The 7,561-nt window shown below is 74.2% G+C and carries 10 protein-coding genes; 4 read left to right on the forward strand and 6 right to left on the reverse strand.

Annotated elements, in window-relative coordinates:
* Both VF468_13850 and VF468_13855 read left to right on the forward strand, forming a co-directional pair.
* On the forward strand, window positions 1-281 hold a 281-nt coding region (locus VF468_13850; protein HEX5879375.1), incomplete at its 5' end, for an ABC transporter permease subunit.
* Between the two features lie 10 nt (window positions 282-291).
* Window positions 292-1,137: an amino acid ABC transporter permease gene (locus tag VF468_13855; GenBank protein ID HEX5879376.1), complete on the forward strand. Its 846-nt coding sequence runs from the start codon at window positions 292-294 to the stop codon at window positions 1,135-1,137.
* Window positions 1,138-1,141: 4 nt separating this feature from the next.
* Here VF468_13855 and VF468_13860 read toward each other — a convergent pair whose 3' ends face one another.
* The 4 genes from VF468_13860 to VF468_13875 all read right to left on the reverse strand — a co-directional run bounded on the left by VF468_13860 (window position 1,142) and on the right by VF468_13875 (window position 4,988).
* Window positions 1,142-2,056, reverse strand: a complete 915-nt coding sequence (locus VF468_13860; protein HEX5879377.1) for a sucrase ferredoxin — start codon at window positions 2,054-2,056, stop codon at window positions 1,142-1,144.
* Window positions 2,049-3,272, reverse strand: a complete 1,224-nt coding sequence (locus VF468_13865; protein ID HEX5879378.1) for a cupin domain-containing protein — start codon at window positions 3,270-3,272, stop codon at window positions 2,049-2,051. Before VF468_13865 ends, VF468_13860 begins: the two co-directional genes overlap by 8 nt.
* Window positions 3,250-3,477: a hypothetical protein gene (locus VF468_13870; GenBank protein ID HEX5879379.1), complete on the reverse strand. Its 228-nt coding sequence runs from the start codon at window positions 3,475-3,477 to the stop codon at window positions 3,250-3,252. The genes VF468_13865 and VF468_13870 overlap by 23 nt, the downstream gene beginning before the upstream one ends.
* A gap of 71 nt (window positions 3,478-3,548) precedes the next feature.
* A complete protein-coding gene (locus tag VF468_13875) occupies window positions 3,549-4,988 on the reverse strand; it encodes a peptide ligase PGM1-related protein (GenBank protein HEX5879380.1) in 1,440 nt (479 codons plus the stop codon).
* A gap of 137 nt (window positions 4,989-5,125) precedes the next feature.
* On the opposite strand from VF468_13875, the gene VF468_13880 reads away from it, so the two are divergent.
* Entirely contained in the window at window positions 5,126-5,521 is a 396-nt protein-coding gene (locus VF468_13880; protein HEX5879381.1) for a globin, read from the forward strand.
* On the opposite strand, the gene VF468_13885 is transcribed toward VF468_13880, so the two are convergent.
* Together VF468_13885 and VF468_13890 are read right to left on the reverse strand one after the other, a co-directional pair.
* Entirely contained in the window at window positions 5,506-5,901 is a 396-nt protein-coding gene (locus VF468_13885; protein ID HEX5879382.1) for a DUF3224 domain-containing protein, read from the reverse strand. The genes VF468_13880 and VF468_13885 overlap by 16 nt on opposite strands.
* A gap of 27 nt (window positions 5,902-5,928) precedes the next feature.
* Window positions 5,929-7,290: a M20/M25/M40 family metallo-hydrolase gene (locus VF468_13890; GenBank protein ID HEX5879383.1), complete on the reverse strand. Its 1,362-nt coding sequence runs from the start codon at window positions 7,288-7,290 to the stop codon at window positions 5,929-5,931.
* A 104-nt stretch (window positions 7,291-7,394) separates the two neighbouring features.
* Between VF468_13890 and VF468_13895 the strand changes: the two genes are divergently transcribed.
* Window positions 7,395-7,561, forward strand: a 167-nt coding sequence (locus VF468_13895; GenBank protein HEX5879384.1) for an ATP-binding cassette domain-containing protein, incomplete at its 3' end; no start/stop codon positions are given.

Below are 7,561 nucleotides of genomic sequence, written 5' to 3' on the forward strand. Positions count from 1 at the left end.
TCACCTTCGGCCAGTCGCTCCAGCTGGTGGTCCTGCCCCAGGCCATCCGGACAGTGATCCCGCCGCTCATCAACGTGGTCATCGCCCTGATCAAGAACAGCTCGATCGCGGCCGCCTTCGCCGTGGTCGAGCTGACCGCCATCGGCACCCGGCTGGCCAACGCCAACGGCGACGCGGTGATCCCGATCCTGGCCGGGGTGGCCGTCTGCTACCTGGTCCTGACCCTGCCGTCGGGGTGGCTGGCCGGGCGGCTGGAGCGCCGGGTGGCGGTCCTGCGATGAGGAGCCTCCGGTGAGCGAAGCCGTCCTCTACGACACCGTCGGGCCGCGAGGGCGGCGCCGCATCCTGGTCGGCAGCGTGGCCGGGGTGCTGCTGGTGGCGGTCGTGCTCGGGGCGGCGGTGGCCCGCCTGGCCGCCAAGGGCGGCCTCGACCCCGAGCTGTGGCGGGTCCTCACCCAGAGCGCGGTGCAGCGGCTGATCCTGCGCGGCCTGGTCGCCACCCTCCAGGCCGCCGCGATCGCGATGGTCCTGGCCCTGGTCGTGGGGGCCGTGCTGGCCATCGGGCGACTGTCGCGGCGGGCCTGGATCGCCAAGCCGGCCGGCGCCTGGGTCGAGCTGTTCCGCGGCCTGCCCCTGCTGCTGCTGATCCTGTTCCTGTTCCTGGGCCTGCCGGCGGTCGGGGTCACCATCTCGGTGTTCTGGGCCCTGGTGGCCGGCCTCACCCTCTACAACAGCGCCGTGCTCGGGGAGATCTTCCGGGCCGGGATCCTGTCGCTGCCCAAGGGGCAGACCGAGGCCGCCTACTCGATCGGTCTCCGCCGCGGCCAGACGCTGCAGCTCATCCTGATCCCCCAGGCGGTCCGGCTGATGCTGCCGGCCCTCATCAGCCAGCTGGTCACCCTGCTCAAGGACACCTCGCTGGGGTTCGTGATCGGCTACGCCGAGCTGCTGCGCAACGGCCGCGGGGCGGTGGAGTTCCTCGGCGGCCGCTACTCCATCCCCATCTACACGGCCATCGCGGTCGTCTACATCGCCGTCAACGCCTCGCTGTCGTTCCTGGCCCGCTGGCTCGACCGCCGCACCCGCCACCGGATCGGCCGCACCGTGCAGCCGAGCGTCGCCGACGAGGCCGCCTGAGCCGCTAGGGCGCCGGCTCGGCGGCCAGCTCGAGCAGGTCGAACACGTGCGGGGGCTCGGCCCGGAGGCTGTGGCAGGTGAGCGGCCGCGGGTCGGCGGTCCGGCTGACCCGGAGCAGGACCCGCAGGGCGCCCCCGCCGGGGCGGCGGAACCGGACCGCCTCCAGGCCGTCCTCCAGCCGGTCGCGGCCCAGCAGGTCGAGGTCGCCGGTGCCGAGCAGCCCGGTGCGGCGGCGCACGAACCACTCGGCCGCCTGGACCACGGTCGGGTCGACGCAGCAGCCCCGGTAGTGGTCGAGGTCGATGCTCCCCTTGCGGTGCAGGGCCACCACCCGGTCGGCGTCGGCGGGACCGACCCGGCCGAAGTAGTGGCCGCCGGGCAGGCAGACCAGGTTGCCGGCGAACCGGTCCCCGCCGACATGCGAGCTCTCCCAGACCAGGTCGCCGTGGCTGGCCGCCAGGGCCAGGGCCAGCGGGCGCCCGTAGGTGGCGCAGCAGCGGTCGTGGCGGCCGTTGGTGCAGACCAGGTAGACGGGCTCGGTGGCCTCCTCGCCGAAGCCGGGCCGCTCGCCCGCGACCACCCTGGCCATGTCCAGCTCCAGCAGCTCGGCCGGGTCGTCGAGCAGGCGCCGCTCCAGCCAGCGGTCGCGGCGGCTGGTGTGGGCGACGAAGCAGGCCCGGGGCTGGTCGGTCGCCCGGGCGGCCGGCCGGCGGATCAGCAGCAGGCGCAGGTGGGCGGCGGTCGCCGACCGGTCCAGGGCGCGGGCCAGGTCGCGGTCGAGCCGGCTCTCGGTGACCGCCTCCCGGCCCCACGGCCCGGCCTGTTCCAGCAGCACCCAGCCCCGGACCCGGGAGGCGGTGCCGTACTGCGGCTCGGTGAGGGCCCGCGACAGGGTCGCGCAGGGGAGCGCCTCAGCCAACGGCCGTCGGCTGCAGCAGCCCCTCCCGGACCAGCCGGCGGACCAGCACCAGCCGGCTCGGCCCGTCCAGGGGTCCGGGGAGCTCCGCCGCGGTGCAGCGGTCGGCCTCGACGAGCTGGCGCACGGCCGGTCCCAGGTGGGCCGGCATGGTCAGAGTGCGGTCGCCCAGCAGCAGCTCCAGCCGGTCGCCGGTGACCCGCAGCCGGCAGGTGGTGCCGGGGCGGCGCCGGACCTCGGTGGCGTCGTCCAGCTCGTCCAGGGTGAGCAGCTGGCGCAGCTGGCCCTGGAGGGACGGGGGCCGGTTGGCCCAGAAGCGCCGGGCGGCCCCGTCGGCGACCCGGCCCAGGTCGACCTTGTCCAGGAAGCGGCGCAGCTCGGCCACCCGGTCGGCCAGGCTGTCCTCCAGGACGGCCGGGTCGTTGGCGAACCCGACGGGCAGGCTCTCCCGGAACCAGGCCTCCTCGGTGGCCAGCTCGACCACCTCGCGCAGCAGGTCGTTCCAGTTGCGGGTGAGCATGCCGACGGTCAGGTGGAGCGAGGCCGTCTCGGCCGTCCGGGCCGCGTGGCGGAACCCGCGGGGCACGTACAGGCAGTCGCCGGGGGCGAGCTCGGCGTCGACCTGGGGGGCCTCGGTCGGCGACTCGGCCCCGGGGGGCAGCTTCTTGTGGTGGGCCAGCGGGAACGGCACGGCCGCGTCCCAGACCTGCCACAGCTTGCGCCCGTGGACCTGGAGGACGAACACGTCGTGGGTGTCGTGGTGGACGCCAAGGCCGCGCGAGGACGGCGGGGTCAGGTAGGCGTTGACCTGGACCGGGTGGGTGAGGAAGAGCTCCAGCTGGCGGGAGAAGGCGGTCAGCGGCGGCCACCAGCGCTGCAGGCTCTGGAGCACGATGGTGGCCCCGCCGTGGAACTGGTCGAAGATCCTGCCCGGGTCGGCCAGGTCGGTCAGGGGCACCGAGCCCATCCGGCCGGACCTGGTGTAGGCCGACGGCGGCAGCGGCTTGCCGTCCTTGACCATCCGGAACGCTGGGGTCCTGGGCGAGGTGGTCGACAGCAGGCGGTCGACGTCGTCAAGGGACAGCAGATCGTCGAACCCGTCGGGCCCGGCCCCGCGCCGCAGCAGCGGGGCCTTGGCCCAGTGGTCGCGGACGAACGCCGCCGGGTCGCCGGCGCAGCGCTCGATCGCGGGGTTGCTACTGGTCGACGCTGTCGCCATCGGTGCCGTCGGCGCTGTCGCCGTCGCTGCCGTCGCTGTCGCCGTCGCCGCTGTCGCCGTCGGTCCCGTCGGTGCCGTCACCGTCGGTGCCGTCGGCGTCCTGGGGGTCGGCCACGGTGGCCGTCGGCGCCGAGCCGGCACCCTTGGCGTCCTCGCGCCAGGTGGTGACGATGTCCTCGTCCTCGACACGCGTGGTGTCGGTCATGGCCGTCCTCCTCGGGCTCGGCTGCTGGGACGGCTACGCTAGCACCCCGGGGCCAGGCGAAACAGCGGAGCTCAGGTGAGGGCCGCGACCACCGCGCGGTAGCGCTGCCTGGCCTCGTCCTCGGTGTCGCCGATGCAGGTCACGCCCATCTTGCCGTACTCGCGGAGCGCCCCCAGCAGGTGCAGGGTGGTGCCGGTGCGGCGGCGGGGGTCGTAGCCGAGCCCGAGGCGGTCGACCCGGTCGATCACCTCCTGGGGCTGGCAGCCGACCAGCGACGCCGCCTTGAGGTTGTCGGTGGCCAGGTACGCCTTGGCCTGCCCGGCCGCCACCAGGTGCCCGTCGGCGGCGTCGTAGCGCCCGTCGGTGACCAGCTTGGCCATGCCGAACGGGTGGGTGGTGCCGCCGACGCGGAGGTTGATCTCGGACAGGAACACCCGCTCCCTTCCCCCCCCGGGCACGACGAAGAAGTCGATCCCGAAGTAGCCGATGACCCCGCGGGCGGCCAGGACCCGGCCCACCCGCTCGGCCGCGGCCTTGATCTCCCCCCGGTAGGCCTCGTCGGCCGGGAAGCGGCAGCCCAGGTAGACCTGGCGGTTGGGGCCGCCCAGGACCTGGCTGTGGGTGGACAGGACCAGCGGCGTCCCGCCGGGCAGGACCCGCAGCTGCACGCTCGGGGAGACCATGCCGGGGACGTCCAGCAGCTCCTCCACGACGGCGCCGCCCTCGGCGATCTTGGCCGCGAACGACGGCCACGACTCCTCCTCGGCGCAGAACACCACCGGCGAGTCCAGCAGCGAGCCGTTGAGGCCGGCCAGGTCGACCACGGCGTTGCCCTGGCCGGAGAAGCCGTCGTTGAGCTTGATGACGACCGCCCCGACCGGCGGCACGCCCCGGCGGCGCAGCCGGCGGGCCTCCGCCTCCACCGCCTCGACCGAGCGCAGGTCCTCGGCCCCGTCCAGCACCGCCACGTCGGCCAGCCGGGCGACCCGGCGCGAGCCGGTCTTGGAGCCGAGGCCGGCCAGGGCCGCCGGCGGCCCGTACAGGGGCAGCCCGAGCCGCGCCGACAGCTCCTGCTCGCTGGGGGTGACGTTGAAGGGCTGCACGAACGCCCCGCCCGGGCCGTCGCACAGCTCCCGCACCCGGTCCAGCAGCTCGGGCCGGTCCAGCAGCTTGGCCGTGAGCGACCGGGGGGCGGGGTCGCCGGCGGCCAGCATGTGCAGCCGCGACCGCGCCCCCGCCGGGTCGGGCAGGAAGCTCAGGTAGTAGTCGACCACCGCCTCCTCGACCGGCATCGAGGTCAGGTACACGACCTTGACCCCGGGCTGGCGCAGCAGCAGCAGCAGGAACAGCAGCCGTTCCTCGTAGTAGCCGATGCCGACGATCTTGCGCAGCTCGGCCGTTGGGAAGCTCAGGCTGGGGAGCACCACCACCGTGCCCTCCCCGAGGTCGAGCGGGTCGCTCGCCGGGTACCGGGCGGCGAAGCTGCGCTGCAGCTCCTCGAATGGAACCAACGGGGGGGCTGACCACATAGCTAAAGATAACCAGTCATAGATGGTGCGCGCATCCCCCGATTTCTCCGGATCGTCATCTTCTACCTACTCGCCACGTACGGCGGCCAGGCGACCGCCGGAGCCGGCATCATGGAACCATGACCCAGGCGACGACCTTCTACGACGCGGTCGGCGGCGAGCCGGCCTTCCGGCGGCTGGTCGCCGGCTTCTACCGGCGGGTGGCCACCGACCCGGTCCTGCGGCCCATCTACCCCGAGGAGGACCTGTCCGGGGCCGAGGAGCGGCTGCGCCTGTTCCTGATGCAGTACTGGGGCGGCCCCCACACCTACAGCGACCGCCGCGGTCACCCGGCGCTGCGCATGCGCCACGCGCCCTTTGCCATCGGGCCGGCCGAGCGCGACGCCTGGCTGCGCCACATGACCGCCGCCGTCGAGGACCTGGAGCTGCCACCCGAGCTGGCCGCGCCCCTGCTCGAGTACCTCCAGATGGCCGCCCACGCCATGATGAACCGGCCCGGTCAACCGAGCTCGTAGTCCAGGGTGAACACGTGCCCGCCGTCGGGCAGGATGTCGATCCGGATCTGACCGCGGATCCCGGCCAGCTCGCCGCTGCCCGACCCCGCCATCACCGGCCAGGCGGCCGACTGGGCGCCGCCGGCCGCGGTGGCCGTGTGCAGGTACACGAAGCTCCCCTGGCGGCCGTTGACCCGGCCGGTGACCCGCTCGACCCCGACGTAGGCGGCCGAGTCCTCGCCGGCCAGGGCCATCAGCAGCTCGGCCGTGCTCTCCCCCTCGATCTCGCCCCGGAAGACCTTGGCCACCCTGGTCCGGGACAGCTTGACGCCGTCGCGCTCGTCGTAGGGCTGCTCGTCCCAGGTGGTGATGTCGAAGCTGGCGGTGGCGCGTTCGCTCATGGGTCGCTCCTCTCCCAGAAGTAGCGTCTAGGCGCAGCAGTGGCGGGCGACGGTGTCGGCCAGCATCCGCAGGCCGGCCTTGAGACCGGCCACCGGGACGCGCTCGTCGTCGCCGTGGAACATGGCCGCGAAGTCGGGATCGGCCGGCTCCAGGCGGACCGGGGCGAACCCGTAGCAGGCCGTGCCCAGCTGGGACCAGAACTTGGCGTCGGTGAACCCGGGGGTGACCGTCGGCACGGCGACCGCGCCCGGGTGGTGCTCGGCCACCACCTCGGCCAGCAGGTCGAACAGCCGGTCGCCGGGCGGGGTGACCGTCGGCGGGCGGCTCGGCCCCAGCAGCTCCAGCTCGATGTCCGGGCCGGCCAGGGCCCGCAGCTCGGCCAGCAGCTCGGCCTCGCTGGAGCCGACGGCGATGCGGCCGTCCAGCTCGGCCTCGGCCCGGCCGGGGATGACGTTGACCTTGCCGCCGGCGTGGACCACGGTCGGGCTGGCCGTGTTGCGCAGCAGCGCGCTGAGCAGCCGGGCCAGCCCGGGGTCGCGAAGCCCGCGCCGCAGGACCAGGTTCGACCAGCGGGGGTGCAGCAGCAGCGGCAGCGCGGCCCGGCCGGCCCGCCCCTGCAGGGAGGCCAGCGCCTCCAGGAAGCGGCGGACCTCGGGCGAGGCGTGCAGGGGCAGCCGCCGCCGCCCGACCCTGGCCAGGAACTCCGACAGCCGGACCACGGCGTTGTCGTCGCGGGGGATGCTGCCGTGGCCGGTGGCGCCGCTGGCCACCGCCCGCAGCCAGGCGATGCCCTTCTCGGCCACCTGGACCGGATAGAAGGCCCGCCCGCCCAGGTAGAAGGTGGCCCCGCCGACCTCCCCGAGGGCGTGCCCGGCCCGGACCTTGTCGGGGTGGTGGTCGACCAGCCAGGCGCTGCCGGCCGCGCAGCCGGCCTCCTCGTCGGCCACCGCGGCCAGCTTGAGGTCGCGCCGCAGGGGCAGCCCGAGCCGGGCCAGCAGCCCCACGGTGGCCACGCTCATGGCCACCATCTGCTTCATGTCGACCGCGCCCCGCCCCCAGATGGCGCCGTCGTGGACCTCACCCGCGAACGGCGGGTGCCGCCAGCGCCCGGCCTCGGCCGCGACCACGTCGACGTGGCCGTTGAGCAGCAGCGGGGCCGCTCCCCCGTCGCCGCCGGGTAGGCGGGCGACCAGGTTGGCTCGGCCTCTGGCCGGCGACAGCACCTCCGGCTCGACCCCGGCCCCGCGCAGGGTGTCGGCCAGGAAGGCCACGCACTCGGCCTCGTTCCCCGGTGGGTTGGTGGTGTCGAACCGCAGCAGCGACCGCAGCAGCTCCACCACCGCCTCGCCCTCCCGCTCCCAGTCGACCTGCTCAAGGGCCGGGTGCATCGCGCCTCCTCGTGGTTGACATTCCGGCCCAGTTCAGCCGAACGTCGAATGCAGTATCAGCGGTTCCCGCCGGATTTCGGCGGCCGGCTCGTAGAATGCCCGGCGTGACCAAGTACATCTACGTCATGCGGCGGGTGCGCAAGGCGCACCAGGACAAGCTGATCCTCGACGACGTCACCCTGGCCTTCCTGCCCGGGGCCAAGATCGGCGTGGTCGGGCCCAACGGCGCCGGCAAGTCGACGGTGCTGAAGATCATGGCCGGGCTGGAGAC

The sequence above is a fragment of the Actinomycetota bacterium genome (assembly GCA_036280995.1).
In the GTDB taxonomy this organism is placed as follows: Bacteria; Actinomycetota; CALGFH01; order CALGFH01; family CALGFH01; genus CALGFH01.

Bases quoted from the DNA above. Each gene is read 5' to 3' on its own strand.
- VF468_13880 (HEX5879381.1), top strand. From the start codon at position 5,126: ATGACCCAGGCGACGACCTTCTACGACGCGGTCGGCGGCGAGCCGGCC.
- VF468_13870 (HEX5879379.1), bottom strand. From the start codon at position 3,477: ATGACCGACACCACGCGTGTCGAGGACGAGGACATCGTCACCACCTGG.
- VF468_13890 (HEX5879383.1), bottom strand. From the start codon at position 7,290: ATGCACCCGGCCCTTGAGCAGGTCGACTGGGAGCGGGAGGGCGAGGCG.
- VF468_13885 (HEX5879382.1), bottom strand. From the start codon at position 5,901: ATGAGCGAACGCGCCACCGCCAGCTTCGACATCACCACCTGGGACGAG.
- VF468_13865 (HEX5879378.1), bottom strand. From the start codon at position 3,272: ATGGCGACAGCGTCGACCAGTAGCAACCCCGCGATCGAGCGCTGCGCC.